At 36.7% G+C, this 15,932-nt stretch carries 21 protein-coding genes and 1 tRNA gene; 17 read left to right on the top strand and 5 right to left on the bottom strand.

Annotated elements, in window-relative coordinates:
* Window positions 1-79 precede the first annotated feature (79 nt).
* The 7 genes from SPB_RS07300 (at window position 80) to SPB_RS07270 (ending at window position 4,878) form a co-directional block, all read left to right on the top strand.
* Window positions 80-742, top strand: a complete 663-nt coding sequence (locus tag SPB_RS07300) for a CBS domain-containing protein (RefSeq protein ID WP_003105020.1) — start codon at window positions 80-82, stop codon at window positions 740-742.
* 63 nt (window positions 743-805) lie between these two features.
* Window positions 806-1,462 carry a dTMP kinase gene (gene tmk / locus SPB_RS07295; RefSeq protein ID WP_003105765.1) on the top strand — a complete coding sequence of 219 codons (657 nt, stop codon included), beginning with the start codon at window positions 806-808 and terminating at the stop codon, window positions 1,460-1,462.
* 12 nt (window positions 1,463-1,474) lie between these two features.
* Window positions 1,475-2,350, top strand: a complete 876-nt coding sequence (locus tag SPB_RS07290; RefSeq protein WP_003104949.1) for a DNA polymerase III subunit delta' — start codon at window positions 1,475-1,477, stop codon at window positions 2,348-2,350.
* On the top strand, window positions 2,347-3,147 hold the full coding sequence (gene ricT, locus SPB_RS07285; RefSeq protein WP_003104246.1) for a regulatory iron-sulfur-containing complex subunit RicT: 801 nt from the start codon (window positions 2,347-2,349) through the stop codon (window positions 3,145-3,147). Before SPB_RS07290 ends, ricT begins: the two co-directional genes overlap by 4 nt.
* 43 nt (window positions 3,148-3,190) lie before the next feature.
* The gene (gene yabA, locus SPB_RS07280; RefSeq protein WP_045406722.1) at window positions 3,191-3,460 is read left to right on the top strand and encodes a DNA replication initiation control protein YabA; all 270 of its coding nucleotides are present in this window, start codon (window positions 3,191-3,193) and stop codon (window positions 3,458-3,460) included.
* Between the two features lie 3 nt (window positions 3,461-3,463).
* On the top strand, window positions 3,464-4,333 hold the full coding sequence (gene rsmI, locus SPB_RS07275) for a 16S rRNA (cytidine(1402)-2'-O)-methyltransferase (protein WP_003105705.1): 870 nt from the start codon (window positions 3,464-3,466) through the stop codon (window positions 4,331-4,333).
* A 149-nt stretch (window positions 4,334-4,482) separates the two neighbouring features.
* Window positions 4,483-4,878, top strand: coding sequence for a DUF5684 domain-containing protein (locus tag SPB_RS07270; RefSeq protein WP_003104681.1), 396 nt, complete (start codon window positions 4,483-4,485; stop codon window positions 4,876-4,878).
* Window positions 4,879-4,905: 27 nt separating this feature from the next.
* Here SPB_RS07270 and SPB_RS07265 read toward each other — a convergent pair whose 3' ends face one another.
* Window positions 4,906-5,538: a copper homeostasis protein CutC gene (locus tag SPB_RS07265; protein ID WP_003103574.1), complete on the bottom strand. Its 633-nt coding sequence runs from the start codon at window positions 5,536-5,538 to the stop codon at window positions 4,906-4,908.
* A 116-nt stretch (window positions 5,539-5,654) separates the two neighbouring features.
* Between SPB_RS07265 and serC the strand changes: the two genes are divergently transcribed.
* The 5 genes from serC to SPB_RS07240 all read left to right on the top strand — a co-directional run bounded on the left by serC (window position 5,655) and on the right by SPB_RS07240 (window position 9,462).
* Window positions 5,655-6,746, top strand: a complete 1,092-nt coding sequence (gene serC / locus SPB_RS07260) for a 3-phosphoserine/phosphohydroxythreonine transaminase (RefSeq protein WP_003102451.1) — start codon at window positions 5,655-5,657, stop codon at window positions 6,744-6,746.
* A gap of 22 nt (window positions 6,747-6,768) precedes the next feature.
* Window positions 6,769-7,317, top strand: a complete 549-nt coding sequence (locus SPB_RS07255; protein ID WP_003103473.1) for a GNAT family N-acetyltransferase — start codon at window positions 6,769-6,771, stop codon at window positions 7,315-7,317.
* Window positions 7,318-7,364: 47 nt separating this feature from the next.
* Window positions 7,365-8,540 (top strand): 3-phosphoglycerate dehydrogenase family protein, encoded by a 1,176-nt coding sequence (locus SPB_RS07250; RefSeq protein ID WP_003102540.1) that lies wholly within the window; start codon window positions 7,365-7,367, stop codon window positions 8,538-8,540.
* Between the two features lie 68 nt (window positions 8,541-8,608).
* Window positions 8,609-9,109, top strand: coding sequence for a methylated-DNA--[protein]-cysteine S-methyltransferase (locus SPB_RS07245; protein ID WP_003103208.1), 501 nt, complete (start codon window positions 8,609-8,611; stop codon window positions 9,107-9,109).
* Entirely contained in the window at window positions 9,106-9,462 is a 357-nt protein-coding gene (locus SPB_RS07240; protein ID WP_003106070.1) for an arsenate reductase family protein, read from the top strand. Before SPB_RS07245 ends, SPB_RS07240 begins: the two co-directional genes overlap by 4 nt.
* A 30-nt stretch (window positions 9,463-9,492) precedes the next feature.
* Here the strand turns inward: SPB_RS07240 and SPB_RS07235 are convergent, their stop codons facing one another.
* From SPB_RS07235 to SPB_RS07220, 4 genes are all read right to left on the bottom strand, one after another.
* Window positions 9,493-9,909 (bottom strand): VOC family protein, encoded by a 417-nt coding sequence (locus tag SPB_RS07235; protein ID WP_003105741.1) that lies wholly within the window; start codon window positions 9,907-9,909, stop codon window positions 9,493-9,495.
* A gap of 18 nt (window positions 9,910-9,927) precedes the next feature.
* The gene (locus tag SPB_RS07230; protein WP_003102748.1) at window positions 9,928-10,302 is read right to left on the bottom strand and encodes a glyoxalase/bleomycin resistance/extradiol dioxygenase family protein; all 375 of its coding nucleotides are present in this window, start codon (window positions 10,300-10,302) and stop codon (window positions 9,928-9,930) included.
* A 74-nt stretch (window positions 10,303-10,376) separates the two neighbouring features.
* Complete coding sequence (locus SPB_RS07225; RefSeq protein ID WP_003102896.1) at window positions 10,377-11,042, bottom strand: DNA alkylation repair protein; 666 nt, start codon at window positions 11,040-11,042, stop codon at window positions 10,377-10,379.
* 1 nt (window position 11,043) lies between these two features.
* Window positions 11,044-11,871, bottom strand: a complete 828-nt coding sequence (locus SPB_RS07220; RefSeq protein WP_003104069.1) for an exodeoxyribonuclease III — start codon at window positions 11,869-11,871, stop codon at window positions 11,044-11,046.
* Window positions 11,872-12,044: 173 nt separating this feature from the next.
* Between SPB_RS07220 and SPB_RS07215 the strand changes: the two genes are divergently transcribed.
* The 5 genes from SPB_RS07215 (at window position 12,045) to SPB_RS07195 (ending at window position 15,914) form a co-directional block, all read left to right on the top strand.
* Window positions 12,045-12,323, top strand: coding sequence for an autorepressor SdpR family transcription factor (locus SPB_RS07215; protein WP_003105189.1), 279 nt, complete (start codon window positions 12,045-12,047; stop codon window positions 12,321-12,323).
* Window positions 12,313-12,945 carry an SdpI family protein gene (locus SPB_RS07210; protein ID WP_003105850.1) on the top strand — a complete coding sequence of 211 codons (633 nt, stop codon included), beginning with the start codon at window positions 12,313-12,315 and terminating at the stop codon, window positions 12,943-12,945. The genes SPB_RS07215 and SPB_RS07210 overlap by 11 nt, the downstream gene beginning before the upstream one ends.
* A gap of 59 nt (window positions 12,946-13,004) precedes the next feature.
* Window positions 13,005-14,675, top strand: a complete 1,671-nt coding sequence (locus SPB_RS07205) for a hypothetical protein (RefSeq protein ID WP_003102373.1) — start codon at window positions 13,005-13,007, stop codon at window positions 14,673-14,675.
* Between the two features lie 367 nt (window positions 14,676-15,042).
* Window positions 15,043-15,132, top strand: a tRNA-Ser gene (locus SPB_RS07200).
* Between the two features lie 62 nt (window positions 15,133-15,194).
* On the top strand, window positions 15,195-15,914 hold the full coding sequence (locus SPB_RS07195; RefSeq protein WP_003104215.1) for a YoaK family protein: 720 nt from the start codon (window positions 15,195-15,197) through the stop codon (window positions 15,912-15,914).
* Window positions 15,915-15,932 lie beyond the last annotated feature (18 nt).

Raw genomic sequence — 15,932 nt, 5'->3', positions numbered from 1 at the left:
TAGGTAAAGTCGCTTGCAAGATGCATATAAATTATGGACCATGCTATAATAAATTATCAAGATAAATGAGGATAAAAATATGTCAGTAAAAGATTATATGACTAAAAACGTTGTTACCATTACACCTGACACAAGAGTAGCCAAAGCTGCCGATTTACTAAGAGAAGAAGACTTGCGTCGTCTACCAGTTGTCGAAAATGGACATTTAGTAGGTTTAGTGACTGCTGGGACAATGGCCGATGCCACTCCCTCAAAAGCAACCAGCCTGTCTATCTATGAAATGAATTACTTATTAAACAAAACGAAAATTAAAGACATTATGATTAAAAAGGTCATAACTGTTGAACCAAATGCTAGTTTAGAAGATGCAATCTACCTCATGCTTACACATAAAGTGGGTGTTTTGCCTGTTCTCGATGGCGAAGAACTTGTTGGTATCATTACTGACCGTGATGTTTATAAAGCCTTTCTCCACATCTCAGGATATGGTTTAGAAGGTATTCGTGTTGTAATTAATACAGATAATGCTGTAGGTATATTAGCGCGTGTTGCGTCAACTATTTCAGAGGAAAATTTAAATATTAGACGTACTGTTGTTGATACGCGTGCCAATGGTAAGACAGTTGTTGAACTTCAAATTGATGACGATATCTCACCTGAAATTCTGAAAGAAAAATTGCATAATACTGGTGTTGAAGTCGAGTCAGTAATGAAAACACATGAAAAACCAGAAGTAAATTGAGGAATAAAGCACTGCTAATAATTGGCAGTGTTTTTTCTTCCAAAATTTTGGTAAAATAGATGTATGAATAATAAAGTAAACGACCTATCAAAGGGATTAATTATAACATTTGAAGGCCCTGATGGGGCGGGCAAAACTAGTGTTTTAGAGGCCCTCTTGCCTCTTTTAAAGGCTGAGTTTGATAAAGAATTGATTACGACAAGAGAACCAGGTGGCGTTGCTATTGCCGAAGAAATCAGAGAGGTCATTCTTGATGTTAACAATACAGCCATGGATTATAAAACGGAATTATTACTTTATATTGCAGCTAGACGCCAACATTTGGTAGAAAAAGTTTTACCAGCCAAAGAAGCGGGCAAGATTGTTCTGATGGATAGGTTTATTGATAGTTCAGTGGCTTATCAAGGAAGTGGCAGAGGTTTAGACAAAGCTGATATCCAGTGGCTAAATGATTTTGCAACAGATGGAGTTGATCCTGATTTGACCCTCTATTTTGATGTTCCTTCCTCAGTTGGCTTGGCTAGAATTGCTAAAAATAGGACACATGAAGTTAATCGCCTTGATCTTGAAAAGTTAGAAATGCATCAAGCTGTGCGAAATGGCTATTTAGAGTTGGCCAAGGAAAATCCTAATCGGATTGTCACTATTGATGCTTCAAATGTTTTAGAACAAGTCATTTCAGATGCCTTTAATGCAATAAAAGCAAAACTAAATGTCTGAGGGGGAAGTGGTATGCAAATAGAGCAACAAGCACCAAAAGCATTCCAAGAATTCAAACAGATATTAAAAAAAGATCGCCTTAATCATGCATATCTCTTTTCTGGTGATTATGCCAATTTTGAGATGGCCATTTTTTTGGCCAAGGCTATTTTTTGTAACAACAAAATTGATTTTTTGCCTTGCGGGGATTGTCGAACTTGTCAGTTAATCGACAAAAATGAATTTTCAGATTTAACAATTTTAGAGCCAACTGGTCAAGTTATCAAAACAGAAGCTGTGAGAGAAATGATGCGTAACTTTTCTCAAACTGGATATGAGAGTCAAAAGCAAGTTTTCATCATTAAAGATTGTGAAAAAATGCATACAAATGCAGCTAATAGTCTTTTAAAATTTATAGAAGAACCACAGAGTACTTCTTATATATTCCTCTTAACTAATGATGATAATCAGGTCTTACCGACAATCAAAAGTCGGACACAAATTTTTCACTTCTCTAAAGATATTGAATTTCTATCTAGGGAAGCTCAAAAATTAGGATTATTAAAGAATCAATCTGATTTAATTGCACAACTTGCCAAGAATCCACAAGATTTAAAACTTTTAGCAAAAGATAATAGGCTTTTAGATTTAATCAATAAGAGTCAACAATTTGCTAATATTTTATTGACGGATAAAGACAAAGCATATCTTGAAGCAAGCAGACTGAGTCTTCTTGCGAGTGAAAAAGCAGAACAGGATACGGTCCTAAAATTATTAACACTTATTCTTGCAAAAGATTATTCACAAAAAAATAGCCTACATTATCTTCAAGCTTTATATCAAGCACGATTAATGTGGCAAAGTAATGTTAATTTTTTAAATGTTATAGAATTTATGGTGATGGCATGACTAAGGTAATTGGTGTCAAGTACGGACAAGCAAACTTGGCGAAATTTGTAAAAACAGATAAAGAATTTCCGGAAACAAGTCTGCTTGTTATAAAAGATGGCAAAGGTAGTTATTTAGCTAAAGTTTCACATAAGATGAGAGAAATTGCTGACGAAAAATTACCCAAAGATCTTCCAGAGATTGTTCGAGAAGCCTCTGAAATGGACACCAAAGCCCATGAAAATAATGCTAGTTATGCCCAATCTTCTCGAAAACTTGTTAAAGAGCTCATTGAAGCTAACAAGTTACAAATGAAGATTGTTGATATTATCTTTCCTTTAGAAAGAAGTTTCGTTTTGATAACATTTACAGCTGAGGACCGTGTTGATTTCAGACAACTATTAAAGGACTTAGCTACGCTGTTCAAAACAAGAATTGAATTAAGACAAATTAATAGCCGAGAAGAAGCAAAAATCCATGGGGCAATTGGGCCTTGTGGTCGTCCCTTATGCTGTACGAGCTTTTTAGGCGAGTTTCCCCCTGTTTCGATAAAAATGTTAAAAAATCAAGGATTATCATTAAATTCTGGCAAAAGTCAGGGTTATTGTGGACGCTTGCTGTGTTGTTTAAAATATGAAGACGATTTCTATAAAGAAAGTAAGCAAAAATTTCCTGATTATGGCACAATTGTTGAAACAAAAGATGGTTTAGGACGAGTTGTCTCTATTGACCTCTTTAAAGAAATTCTTAAAATTAAACTAGAAGAAAATGATACAGTTGTTCCTTACCCACTAGAGGAGGTAAAATTTGGTCAATAAAAGAGAGCTCTTTGACGCATTTGATGGTTTTTCACAAAATCTAATGGTTACATTAGCTGATGTAGAAGCTATGAAAAAACAAGTCCAAGGCTTAGTTGAAGAAAATACAGTATTACGAATTGAAAATACAAAATTACGTGATCGTTTAAGTCAAGTAGAACATGAAACGGTTCATAAAACCCTAAAACAAGGGAAAGAACACTTAGAAAGCATATATGACGAAGGTTTCCATATCTGTAATTTATTTTACGGACAACGCCGTGAAAATGATGAAGAGTGTATGTTTTGTAGAGAATTATTAGACAGAAAGTAGCCCATGCAAATTCAAAAAAGTTTCAAAGATAAAAAAACGTCAGGAATTCTTTATTTAGTTCCGACCCCGATTGGTAATCTGCAAGATATGACGTTCAGAGCCGTTGAAACGCTTAAGTCTGTCGATTTGATTTGCGCAGAAGATACTAGGAATACCGGATTACTACTTAAGCAATTTGAGATTCCAACCAAACAGTTTTCATTTCACGAGCATAATGCATTTGAAAAAATTCCTTATTTAATTGATTTATTATTATCTGGGCAATCGCTGGCGCAGGTCTCAGATGCTGGGATGCCATCTATTTCTGACCCTGGTCATGATTTGGTCAAATCAGCTATCGCAAATGACATTAACGTTGTTGCCTTGCCAGGAGCATCCGCAGGAATAACAGCTTTGATTGCAAGTGGTTTAGCACCGCAACCCCATATATTTTATGGCTTTTTGCCAAGAAAAGCAGGCCAACAAAAAGAATTCTTTAGAGAAAAAGAAGTTTATCCAGAAACCCAAATTTTTTATGAATCACCATACCGTGTAGCAGATACTTTAGAAAATATGCTGACAATCTATGGTGATCGTCAAGTAGTGCTGGTCAGAGAATTAACAAAAATATTTGAAGAATATCAACGCGGTCAAATTTCTGAACTCCTTACCTCTATTAAAGAAACCCCATTAAAAGGGGAATGTTTATTGATTGTCTCAGGACAAAGTGAACTAAAGCAAGATATTAACCCTGAAGATCTGGAAAGAAGTTTACCAGACTTAGTTCAAGAATTGATTAATCAAGGTATAAAACCAAATCAGGCGATCAAAACAGTTGCAAAAGATTATCAATTAAATCGACAAGATGTCTATAATGTATATCATGGTCTATAAATGAGTTGAAAAAATTTCAACTTTTTTATTTTATCTTCTTCAATCTATTGGTTTAAGGTTAGAAATATGTTAAAATTTATATATTAGAATGTTATTATGACAATTTCGTCAGATTATTGTCATATGTTTTTTTCAGAAAGAGGAGATTTATGACTGAAGATGAATATGCATTAGTTGCCATTGTGGGCATCTATGGAATTATTTTTATTATTGCTTTAATTTCAATACTTTTAATGGTAATTGGGAATTGGCGTCTATTCAAAAAGGCTGGCCAAGAAGGTTGGAAATCAATCATTCCAATCTATGCTGATTTTGTCAAACATGAAATTACATTTGGGCCTGAAAATAAATGGCTTTACTTTATTGGATGGGTTTTCCCGATTTATTATTCTTATACACATTTTTGCTATTTAAGAGCATTTGGTGCATCAAAAGGCTTAGCAGTACTTGGTTTATTTTTCCCAGGAATTGTGACCTTAGTTGTAGCTTTTGGTAAACTATATCAAGAAGATAACTACCATATTGTTAAACACCTTATGGGCTAAAAAGATCAACTCATTGAGTTGATCTTTTTAGATTATTTTTGTGCCGTGAACAACTTTTGTTCCAGTCATTTGACTGAGTTCTTCTGCATTCGCGGCAGTGACACCTCCACCGATCATTAACTCAATGCGTCCGTCAGCATAGTTGATTAAATCTTTGATGTGGTTTATATTGTCGTATATACTTTGATTAGCTGAACCGCCATGCAATAAAATGCGAACAAAACCATAATCAATCAAGGCATCGATGCTTGTTTTTTGCTCTTCTTCAGGGATTGCATCAAAAGCCATATGGAAGACAAGTGGTAAACCTTGGCTAGCCGGTAGGAGCTGTTCTATGGCATCTGTATCTAAGAGGTTTTCTGATGTTAAGCATCCTAGGACTAAAGCATCTGAGCCAGCTTCAATGGCTTTAATCATATCTTCTTCCATGGCTCTTAGTTCTATGTCGTTATAAATGAAGTCTCCACCTCTTGGGCGAATCATTGTTGCTACAGTGATTGATTTTTCCTGTAATAATTGACAAGCCTCTTTAATAACTCCAAAAGAAGGTGTTGTTCCACCAACAGCTAAGTTATCACATAATTCAACACGTGAAATAGCAGGAGCTTGTAAATTGCTTAAATTAGTTAAATTTTCTGCACAAAATTCTTTGATTAACATATCTTCTCCTTTACCTTTCTATTATACCATGATTATGGCCAGGAAATTTTCTAAAAATCTTTGTAAAATTCTGAAAATTATGATATACTCTGAATAATAATTTTGGAGGTGTACCTATGACAATTTATAATTTCTCTGCAGGACCTGCTGTCTTGCCAAAACCTGTCCTTGAAAAAGCACAAGCAGAAATGCTTGACTATCAATCAAGTGGCATGAGTGTATTAGAAATGTCCCACCGATCCAAAGAATTCGATAAAATCATCAAAGATGCTGAATACCTTTTAAGAGAATTAATGGCTATTCCTGATAACTACCGTGTCCTCTTTTTACAAGGGGGAGCATCAACGCAATTTACCATGCTCCCATTAAACTTAGCTCGTGGTAAAAAAGCCTACTATTTGGTGGCAGGTTCATGGGGGAAAAAAGCATATACAGAAGCATTGAAACTTGCTAAAACAGTGCCCTTTGAACCAATCTTGCTAGCATCATCAGAAGATAGCAACTTTGACCAGATTCCAACTTACGATGCGACGCAAATTGACCCAGATGCCGCTTATGTCCACCTAACAACCAACAATACTATTGAAGGAACAGCTATCTATGATTTGCCGGACACCAACGGTGTCCCCATTGTGGCCGATATGTCATCAAACATTCTAGCAGTTCGCTACCAAGTGGAAAAATTTGGTCTGATTTATGCTGGCGCTCAGAAGAATATTGGGCCAGCTGGAGTAACTGTTGTCATTGTCAGAAATGATTTTCTCAACGAACAACCAACGCCGTCAAGTATGTTAGATTATAAGATTCAAGCAGATGCACAATCTTTATATAATACGCCACCAGCTTATAGTATTTATATTGCTAAGATGGTCTTTGAATGGGTCAAAAAACTTGGTGGCTTAGATCAAATGGAAACTTTGAACAGAGATAAATCAGGTTTATTATATAACTATATTGATCAATCTGAGTTTTATTCAAGCCCTGTCAAAAATTCAAAAGACCGTTCAGTGGCAAATATTCCCTTTACAACACCAAGTAAAGAATTAGATGATGCTTTTGTCAAAGAAGCAGATGCTCGTGGCTTTAAAAATATTAAGGGTCACCGTAGTGTTGGAGGTATGCGTGCCAGCTTATACAATGCCTTTCCAGCTGAAGGTGTTGTTGCTTTAGTTGATTTTATGAAAGAATTTGAAGCTAAGAATAAGTAATAGAAATGTGAGTTTTATAGGTATGGAAATTAGATTGGCTTTTCCTAATGAAGTAAAGCAAATTATGGACCTCATTGATGGGGCAAAAGAAATCATTGCTGCTTATGGCAGTGACCAATGGCAAGATGGTTATCCAGATGCCTCAATAATTATTGATGACATTTTGGCTGGTCAGGGTTATGTTGCCTTGGAAGATGGTGAGATTGTGGCTTATACGGCTGCCATTTTTGGCAATGAGGAAGCCTATAATGCTATATTTGATGGTAATTGGTTAACAGATAATAAAGACTATATTACTTTTCACCGAATTGCTGTTGCTAAAGACAAACAAGGACAAGCTATCGGACAAACCTTCTTACAAGGACTCATTGAAGGATTTGATCAAGTTGATTTCCGTGGCGATACGCATGAAATGAACTTGGGTATGCAACATATTTTTGAAAAGTTGGGCTATACCTACTGTGGTAAAGTGCCATTAGCAGGTGTAAGACTTGCCTATCAAAAAATTAAAGGTGACGACGAAAAGGCTGATTATCAAGAAGTTGATGAAGATAGTCGCTATGGTTTATAAAAAATAATAAGGAGTGCTGAGATAAAAATCTCAGCTTTTAAAAAATTATGGTATTTAGTGTAAAAACATTTAATAATATTAATCAAATTGGACTAAAAGAACTAGGAAATGCATTTCAAATTGATGGGGATTTGGCAGAGAATCCCGATGCCTATATCTTAAGAAGTGAAAATCTCCATGATGTTGTATTTCCAGACAATTTAAAAGCTATTGCGCGTGCAGGTGCAGGAACTAACAATATACCAATTCAGGAAGCAACCCAAAAGGGAATAGTTGTTTTTAATACACCCGGAGCAAATGCCAATGCTGTTAAAGAAGCTGTTTTAACATCTATTTTATTATCTGCCAGAGATTATATCTCAGCAAATATTTGGACCAATTGTTTGGTTGGAAATGACGTTCCTAAACAAGTTGAAGCCGGCAAGAAACAATTTGCAGGTAGTGAAATAAGTGGTAAGACACTGGGTGTTATTGGACTGGGTGCAATTGGAGCAAGAATTGCTAATGATGCTTATCGACTAGGTATGCATGTATTTGGGTATGACCCATATGTTTCAATTGAGACAGCTTGGAATATCTCAAGTCATGTCAAACGGGTCAATGATCTTAAAGATATCTTTGCCCAATGTGACTATATTACAATCCATGTTCCCTTGACTGAAGATACCAAAAATACTTTTAACAAAGAAGCGTTTGGTATTATGAAAAAAGGAACAACGGTCATCAACTTTGCACGCGCTGAATTAGTTGATAATCAAGCCCTCTTTGAAGCTATTGAAACAGGTGTCGTCAAACGTTATATCACAGACTTTGGTACAGAAGAATTACTAAATAAAGAAAAAGTGACAGTCTTCCCTCATGTCGGTGGTTCAACAGAAGAAGCTGAATTAAATTGTGCCATTATGGCCGGACAAACCATTCGTCGATTCATGGAAACTGGCGAAATAACTAATTCAGTTAATTTCCCCAATGTTCACCAAGAATTAACAGCACCTTACCGAATTACTCTAATCAATAAGAATGTTCCCAATATTGTGGCCAAAATATCAACAGCTGTTTCTGATATGAACATCAATATTGCCAATATCATTAACCGTTCAAAAGGAGATTATGCATATACCCTACTAGATTTGGATGAATGTGATGCCAACAAAATTGACCAACTGGTACAAGGTTTCAAAGACAGTGACAATATCATTAAGGTCAGATTAATTACTAAATAAAAAGAGGCCTTCTGAAATTTGCTTTCGGGAGGTCTTTTGATTATACTAATTATTAAGAGGTGAAACGGATGACATTATACCATACGAGCTACCAATCACCGTTGGGACCGATGTCACTAGTGGCCGATGATTCTAACATTCTTGGAGCTTGGTTTATAGACCAAAAGTACTTTCAAGCAGGGCTTAAGCAACCCGTTTTTTTGGAAAAAAAGACACACGTTCTCCAGCAAGCCATTAACTGGTTGGACACCTATTTTTCCGGAGAAATCCCAGTAAAAGCGACATTTTTAAAAGCCCAAGCTAGTGACTTTCAAGCAAAAGTTTGGGATCAATTGTTGAACATTCCTTTAGGGCAGACCAGTTCTTATGGAGCTATTGCTAAGGCAATTGACTGCGCCTCAGCCCAAGCTGTCGGTGGTGCTGTGGGTCGTAACCCTTTAAGCATTTTTGTTCCTTGCCACCGCGTCCTAGCAAGTGACGGCAGCCTTAACGGCTACGCAGGTGGCCTGGATAAGAAAGAGTGGCTCCTCAATCATGAAAAAGAAATTCTAAGAAAGGCAAAAATATGATTACATTTTATGAATATCCCAAATGTTCAACCTGTCAACGGGCAAAAAAAGAGTTGAAAAGCTTGGTTGACCAATTTGAATCAGTAGATATTAAATCTAACCCCCCAGTAGCTTCGGTTATCAAAGACTGGATGGAAAGTTCTGATTATACCATTAAGAATTTTTTCAACACTAGTGGGAATAGTTATAAAGAAATGGGGTTAAAAGATACAATTGATCAATTGAGTGTAGATGAAGCAGCAGACCTTTTGTCAAAGGATGGTATGTTGATAAAAAGACCAATCTTGATAAAAGATGGTAAAGTCGTGCAAATAGGTGCCAGAACACCTTATATAAAGGAATTATTTGATTAAAAAATGCTATCCAAAAGGATAGCGTTTTTATTATTTTGCTAATTCTGTGTTAATTTGCCACATGATACCATATTGGTCAATAAAGTTAGCATAGGCTGGGCTCCAGAAGATTTCTTGAAGTTCCATTAGAATGTTTTGGGCATTTACTGTTAATTTCTTGTAGAGGTCCTGAGCTTCTTCAACACTATCTACGATAATAGCAGCTGACATGTTACCACCAGCTCTGTATTCAAAATCAGGGTTTTCATCTGATAATTGAAGACGAAGGCCATTAAATTCAAGTTGAGCATTCATTACTAAATCTTCACGTTCTTTTGGACAATCAGGAACGCCATCTTTCCAGAACATTAAGTTTGTGATTTCAGCATTGAAAACATCCTTGTAAAATTGAACAGCTTCTTTTCCATTACCATTAGTAATTAGATAAACATTAATTGATGCGACCATGAAATTCTCCTTTGAGTCTTAGTTAGCCTGACGAATAGCAATATAGTTGCCTTCACTATCAGTGAAAGTAAAATGAACAATTCCTTGATATTCCATGATTGGATTAGTAGTGACACCAGCAGCAGTCATACGTTCATATTCAGCTTCTAAATTATCAGTTTCAAACATTAATGAAGGAAAACCAACATTCATTTCAGGATTTGCCACAGCAACTAAGCCTTTATTAAATAAACCAAATTTAACATTTGATTCTTGAGAAGGTGCAATCTCGTAAGACATATGTCCTTCACCTTCAGCTTGCTCAATAATGACAAAGCCCATTTTTTCAGTCCAAAATTCCATTGCAGCCTTAGTGTCATCAACATAAAGCATTGTAGTAGATTTAATAATCATTGTTCTCTCCATTTAGTAATAAATTATTTTAAGTAATTATAGCTTGACTGGAAAAAATAGACAAGCTTTTTGACTTAAATATATTTACTAGCTTCTCTAAAGGATAGTGGGGCTAAATCCTCCTGATATGTAATGACAAAATCTCTAACCCAATGGGGATTAACTTTGGAATAGTCACGTAAACTCCATCCAATAGCTTTGTTAATGAAAAACTCCTTAGAGCCAAAATTATTGGTAATAATTTCTTCCAATAAAGCAGTATCCGTTTTATCTTTACGACCTAGTTGGTGGTCAATAGCTATTCGTCGAAACCAGAAATCCTCAGATTGAGAAAGCTCCAGCATCAACGAAGGGATTCTATCATCGGAGATGTTTCCTAGAATCCGGTCAAAGTGATCAATGGAGTCCCACCATTGATTACTTTTAGCAAATGTTAGAATAAGCGGCACATCATCGTAACTTAAAAACTTATGCAGTCCCTTTAAATAATCACAGACAAAGTAGTGGAGTTCCCGTTTTTCTTGAGACCAAACTAAATTTAGCAAATCCCAATCAATCTTTCCATTCTTTTTATCAGCAATAATAATATCTTTATAAAGAGTCCTGCGGATTGGCGTTTGTACCCCATAAAAAGGAAAATGATTTTTCATATATGCAGCCATTCTACTAGCTTGCTCAGCATTAGCTTGCTCTTCAAAACGCACAAGCAATTCCTGATATTTTTCTCTTGCGTCAGTCATTTTATAAATCAATTTCTAATAAAATTGGGGTATGGTCTTGTCTTGCACCTGAGTTAATCATTTCTGATTTGAGGACTTTGTCAGCCACTCGGTTTGAAGTTAACCAGTAATCAATTCTCCAACCTGTGTTGTTGATTTTGCTGGTTTTGCTACGCTGTGCCCACCAGGTATAGACATTTGGAATGTCGCCATGAATGTGACGGAAGGTATCAGTGAAGCCATGACCTAAAAGCATGGTGAAGCCAGCCCGTTCTTCATCAGTAAAGCCAGCTGAACGACGATTGCTTGCTGGGTTTGCCAAGTCGATTTCGTTATGGGCAACGTTATAATCACCTGTTGCTAAAACGGGTTTTTGGGCATCTAATTGAGCCAAATATTCCGCATATTTGATATCCCAGAGTTGACGGTCTGTCAAGCGTTTTAAGCCATCACCGGCATTAGGAGTATAAACTTGGGTTACAAAGCAATCATCAAATTCAAGGGTGATAATGCGACCCTCAGCATCCATAGTTGTAGGAGCACCGATTTCAGGGAAGGTGACAATTGGGTTTAAGCTTTTTTTGTAGAGGAACATGGTACCTGCATACCCTTTACGGGCAGGTTCAACAGATGAACGCCAAACGTGAACATATTCTGGAAAGTAGCTTTCAATACTTTCAATGTGTTTTTTAGTTGGCCCTGTTGCTGACAATTTTGTTTCTTGGATGGCAATAATATCAGCATCTTGTGCGACTAAAGTATCGATAACGGCGCGTGAAAGAAGGGCGCGTGGTGATTCGCCGGTAAGGGCTGCGTTTAAGGAATCAATGTTCCAGGAAATCAGTTTCATTAGTAGTCTCTTTCTGTCTTTAAGATAAGTCTATTCTAGCAAAAAACCACCTTTCAAGCGAATTTTCGCAACTTGAAAAACTATTTTGAATTTTTTCGAAATAGCTCTTGCATTTTAGTTTGGGAGTGCTATAATCTATTTAGAAATATTTCGAAATAGAAGGAGGTTGGCCAATGGGCTTCGCAGAAACATTTAAGGCTTTATCTGATCCGGTCCGCCGGGAAATTCTCAATCTATTAAAAGATGGGGAGTGGTCAGCCGGCGACATTGCCAAGCAATTTGATTTGGCACAAGCTTCGGTTTCCTACCATTTGAACATCTTGAAAAAAGCTAATTTGATCGAAGAGAATAAGGTTAAAAATTTTATTTATTATGAGATTAACACCTCAGTCTTGGAGGACGTTATGGTCTGGTTATCAGATTTAAAAGGAGATAAGAAAAATGACAATTAATAAAAAACGTTTGTTAATAACTAGTCTGGTTGTGATTTTCCCCATTGTGATTGGCTTACTCTTATGGAAGCAATTGCCTGATCAAGTACCAACGCACTTTGACTTTTCTGGCAAAGTTAATGATTATTCAAGTAAATCATTTGCTGTTTTTTTCTTACCCTTATTTTTGTTAGCGATTCATCTCATTGTGGTTTGGATGGTTTCCAGAGACCCTAAATCGGCTCGTCTTGGTAAGATGGCTGCCTTGGTTTATTGGATTATCCCAGTTATTTCAATCATTGTACAGTCCATGATCTTTTTAGCAGCCGTTGGCCCTGACCATAGTATGACTTTAAACGTCAACGTCTTCATGGGTCCCCTTTTCTTGGTTTTGGGCAACTATTTACCAAAAATTCGTCAAAACTATACTGTCGGCATCAGAGTTCCTTGGACCTTAAATAATGAAAACAACTGGAATAAAACACATCGTATGGCTGGAAAAGTTTGGGTTATTGGTGGCTTATTACTTTTTATCCTAGGTCTCTTAAATATTGCCAACGGTTTTGTTTTTGGAATCACTTTAACCCTCATGTTTGTTGTGCCTATTATTTATTCTTATCGGCTTTATAAAAATGGTAATTGAGAAATCCCTTTCATAATGTGCTATAATAGAGGATAATACATTTTAGAAAAGGTTAGCTTATGAAAAGAAAGATACAGGCTTTAGCAGGCCTGATTTCCCTGCTAGTCATTGCCTCTTATTACTGGACCAATCTGCCGCCATTAAACATTTGGAGTGGTGACTTTTGGTTATTTGTAATCTTCCTGCTAGTTGTGCTGATAGTCAATATCTATCTGAATTCCCTTTCGGATGGTATTGCAGGTATTTTTACCACCACAAAAAGTAAAGGAAAAGTTAAAGATGTAACCAAAAGTTTTAATCTCTTTTCCGGAGTCAATCGCTGGCTTACGACGGCAATTCTAGTAATTGCTCTTGCATTAGGACTTCTGTCATTCTTCAACACTAGGCTTTTTCGGGCTAAGGCTTATGCTGGCGTGATCAGCGTTAAGAGTGCAGATTTCAAGAAAGATTTCCCTGAAAGCAATATTTCTACCTTGGCTTTGTTGGACCGAGAATCAGCGGAGAAGATAGGCGATACCTACCTTGGAACAATTGATAAGGTGTCTCAATTTGGCATTTCCAAAGAATACCGGCAAATAACCATTGGGAAGCAACCTTATCGGGTTTCCCCACTGGAATACAAGAGCTTTTGGAAGTGGGCGACTAACCGTCAAGAGGGAATTGATTACTATGTTAAAGTCAATCAAACCACCGGTAAAGCACAATTGGTTCGCTTGCAAAAGGCAATGAAATATTCAAGTTCAGAATATCTCTTCCGAGACACCTTACGTCATTTACGTTTTACCCATCTTTTTACCATTTTTGGTGACCCTTCCTTTGAAGTGGATGACCAAGGCAATCCCTACTATGTTGCCACCACTTACAAACCAAGATTTGGCTTGTCTTCACCAGACCCAAGTGGTGCCATTTTGTTAGATGCCGTGACGGGTAAAACTAAACAGTATAGCTTAAAGGCTATTCCAAAATGGGTTGACCGTGTTTATTCAGCCTCTAATGTTTTGGAAAGGGTAAATGATCATTATACTTATCAAAATGGTTATTGGAACACTGTCTTTAGCCAGTCAGGTGTTAAGAAAACCACTGATAATTACAATTACTTGACCATTGGTTCAGACCTTTATCTTTATACAGGTATTACCTCAGCGACGGCTGATTCGTCAAACCTTGGCTTTATTTTAGTCAATATGCGCACTCGAGAGGTCACTAATTACAAGCTTTCTTCAGCTACTGAGAGCTCAGCTATGCGATCCGCCGAAGGCGAAGTCCAAGAGAAGGGTTATCAGGCGACTGCGCCAGTTTTGGTTAAGTTAAATGATAAAGCTTTCTACCTGGTTTCCTTGAAAGATGATGCAGGTTTGATTAAATCTTATGCTTTAGTTGATGCCGAAGACTATCAACAAGTGACGGTCAACAATGATATTGAAACCTTGATTGCTCAGTTTACTGACCGTGACACGAGTGGCTTATCGTCACAAGCTGATAGCGGTAAGAAAGTCAAAATCGTTTCAGGACAGGTTGATCAAGTAGCTAGTCAAATGATAGCTGGCAATACTGTTTATTACTTATTCTCTGAAGGAAAAGTCTACAAAATCAAAGCCAGCAAGGATACCCCAGATCAGTTACCATTTATTAAAGCAGGTGATCACTTCAAAGGTCAATTAGGCCAGGATAATTACCTGCAAAATATTACTATTGAAAGTAGTAGTTCAGCAACAAGTACTACACCCTAAGAAATAGAAACTTTAAACCTGATCTAATATTCTCCCAAAAGCCAGAAACTAATGTTTCTGGCTTTTTTCTAGGGCCAAAAGTTTCGAAAAGCATTAGAGCAAGGGTCGTAAATCTTGAGAGAGAAATTATCCAGTGGATGATTTCTGCCCGAGCTTGAAAACAAAAAAGCGAGGGGGTTAAGATTTAGAAATGCCATTTGCTAGTAATTTGCTCTTGTACCAATTACAATGGAATATGATTGATTCATTAAGATGATGGGATTTTTTACCATTTAGTTAGCAAGATTCAAATTTCAGATTTCATTCCTTTTTTCTCCCTTGACTATTGTTAATAGGTTCTTCCTGTGCTATACTATTATTAGTTTTTGGAGGATTACCCAAGTCCGGCTGAAGGGAACGGTCTTGAAAACCGTCAGGCGTGTAAAAGCGTGCGTGGGTTCGAATCCCACATCCTCCTTAATAAGTCAATAAAATACTGGTGATCAGTATTTTTTTCGTGTTCTTTAGAGGAAGGAATTCATGTCAAAACGCAAAAAACAAAGATACTATATTCATGAAGCATTACGATGCGCCATCACTTTGACCTTTATTTCGGGTTATATTAATGCCTTTACTTTTATGACCCAGGGGCAGCGCTTTGCCGGGATTCAATCCGGTAATGTGGCATCTTTAGCCATGAGTTTGGCACAAGGGCAATACTATCGGGCCTTAGATTTTCTTTTACCCATTATTGTTTTTATGTTAGGACAATCCTTTACCTATTTTATGCACCGATGGGCAAATAAGCATGCCATTCATTGGTATCTCTTTTCAAGTTTTGTCTTAACGGTCATTGCTTTGGTGACTTGTATTCTGACACCTTTCTTACCAGCCTTTGTAACTGTTTCGGGTCTTGCTTTCTTTGCATCTATTCAAGTAGATACGTTTAAATCACTGCGGGGAGCCACTTATGCCAATGTCATGATGACCGGTAATGTCAAAAATGCAGCTTATCAGTTAACCAAGGGTCTTTATGAAAAAAATAAGGACATGATTATTATTGGCAGAAATACAGCCTTTGTTATTCTAACCTTTATCATTGGCGCTTTAGCTGCTTCCCTCTTATCCTTAAAATGGGGGGAATGGTCTTTATGGCTTGTCCTGATTCCCCTAAGTTATGTCAATTATATCCTAGGAAAAGAGTATTACCATATTCAAAGTAAAATTAAACCTTTTATGCCGTCTTATTCTGAAGAATAAGCGGTTTTTTTGATGCCG

Source organism: Streptococcus parauberis NCFD 2020 (assembly GCF_000187935.1).
Taxonomy (GTDB): Bacteria; Bacillota; Bacilli; order Lactobacillales; family Streptococcaceae; genus Streptococcus; species Streptococcus parauberis.
Note: the sequence above shows the minus strand (reverse complement) of the source record. Positions and strands in the feature narration are given on the sequence as shown.

What these genes read in the sequence shown, in the direction of transcription:
- SPB_RS07245 (WP_003103208.1), top strand. Translation starts at nt 8,609, where the DNA reads ATGACATTATACCATACGAGCTACCAATCACCGTTGGGACCGATGTCA.
- SPB_RS07230 (WP_003102748.1), bottom strand. Translation starts at nt 10,302, where the DNA reads ATGATTATTAAATCTACTACAATGCTTTATGTTGATGACACTAAGGCT.
- tmk (WP_003105765.1), top strand. Translation starts at nt 806, where the DNA reads ATGAATAATAAAGTAAACGACCTATCAAAGGGATTAATTATAACATTT.
- yabA (WP_045406722.1), top strand. Translation starts at nt 3,191, where the DNA reads ATGGTTACATTAGCTGATGTAGAAGCTATGAAAAAACAAGTCCAAGGC.
- SPB_RS07195 (WP_003104215.1), top strand. Translation starts at nt 15,195, where the DNA reads ATGTCAAAACGCAAAAAACAAAGATACTATATTCATGAAGCATTACGA.
- SPB_RS07300 (WP_003105020.1), top strand. Translation starts at nt 80, where the DNA reads ATGTCAGTAAAAGATTATATGACTAAAAACGTTGTTACCATTACACCT.
- SPB_RS07290 (WP_003104949.1), top strand. Translation starts at nt 1,475, where the DNA reads ATGCAAATAGAGCAACAAGCACCAAAAGCATTCCAAGAATTCAAACAG.
- SPB_RS07250 (WP_003102540.1), top strand. Translation starts at nt 7,365, where the DNA reads ATGGTATTTAGTGTAAAAACATTTAATAATATTAATCAAATTGGACTA.
- SPB_RS07265 (WP_003103574.1), bottom strand. Translation starts at nt 5,538, where the DNA reads ATGTTAATCAAAGAATTTTGTGCAGAAAATTTAACTAATTTAAGCAAT.
- SPB_RS07225 (WP_003102896.1), bottom strand. Translation starts at nt 11,042, where the DNA reads ATGACTGACGCAAGAGAAAAATATCAGGAATTGCTTGTGCGTTTTGAA.
- SPB_RS07255 (WP_003103473.1), top strand. Translation starts at nt 6,769, where the DNA reads ATGGAAATTAGATTGGCTTTTCCTAATGAAGTAAAGCAAATTATGGAC.
- SPB_RS07205 (WP_003102373.1), top strand. Translation starts at nt 13,005, where the DNA reads ATGAAAAGAAAGATACAGGCTTTAGCAGGCCTGATTTCCCTGCTAGTC.
- rsmI (WP_003105705.1), top strand. Translation starts at nt 3,464, where the DNA reads ATGCAAATTCAAAAAAGTTTCAAAGATAAAAAAACGTCAGGAATTCTT.
- serC (WP_003102451.1), top strand. Translation starts at nt 5,655, where the DNA reads ATGACAATTTATAATTTCTCTGCAGGACCTGCTGTCTTGCCAAAACCT.
- SPB_RS07270 (WP_003104681.1), top strand. Translation starts at nt 4,483, where the DNA reads ATGACTGAAGATGAATATGCATTAGTTGCCATTGTGGGCATCTATGGA.
- ricT (WP_003104246.1), top strand. Translation starts at nt 2,347, where the DNA reads ATGACTAAGGTAATTGGTGTCAAGTACGGACAAGCAAACTTGGCGAAA.
- SPB_RS07210 (WP_003105850.1), top strand. Translation starts at nt 12,313, where the DNA reads ATGACAATTAATAAAAAACGTTTGTTAATAACTAGTCTGGTTGTGATT.
- SPB_RS07240 (WP_003106070.1), top strand. Translation starts at nt 9,106, where the DNA reads ATGATTACATTTTATGAATATCCCAAATGTTCAACCTGTCAACGGGCA.
- SPB_RS07215 (WP_003105189.1), top strand. Translation starts at nt 12,045, where the DNA reads ATGGGCTTCGCAGAAACATTTAAGGCTTTATCTGATCCGGTCCGCCGG.
- SPB_RS07220 (WP_003104069.1), bottom strand. Translation starts at nt 11,871, where the DNA reads ATGAAACTGATTTCCTGGAACATTGATTCCTTAAACGCAGCCCTTACC.
- SPB_RS07235 (WP_003105741.1), bottom strand. Translation starts at nt 9,909, where the DNA reads ATGGTCGCATCAATTAATGTTTATCTAATTACTAATGGTAATGGAAAA.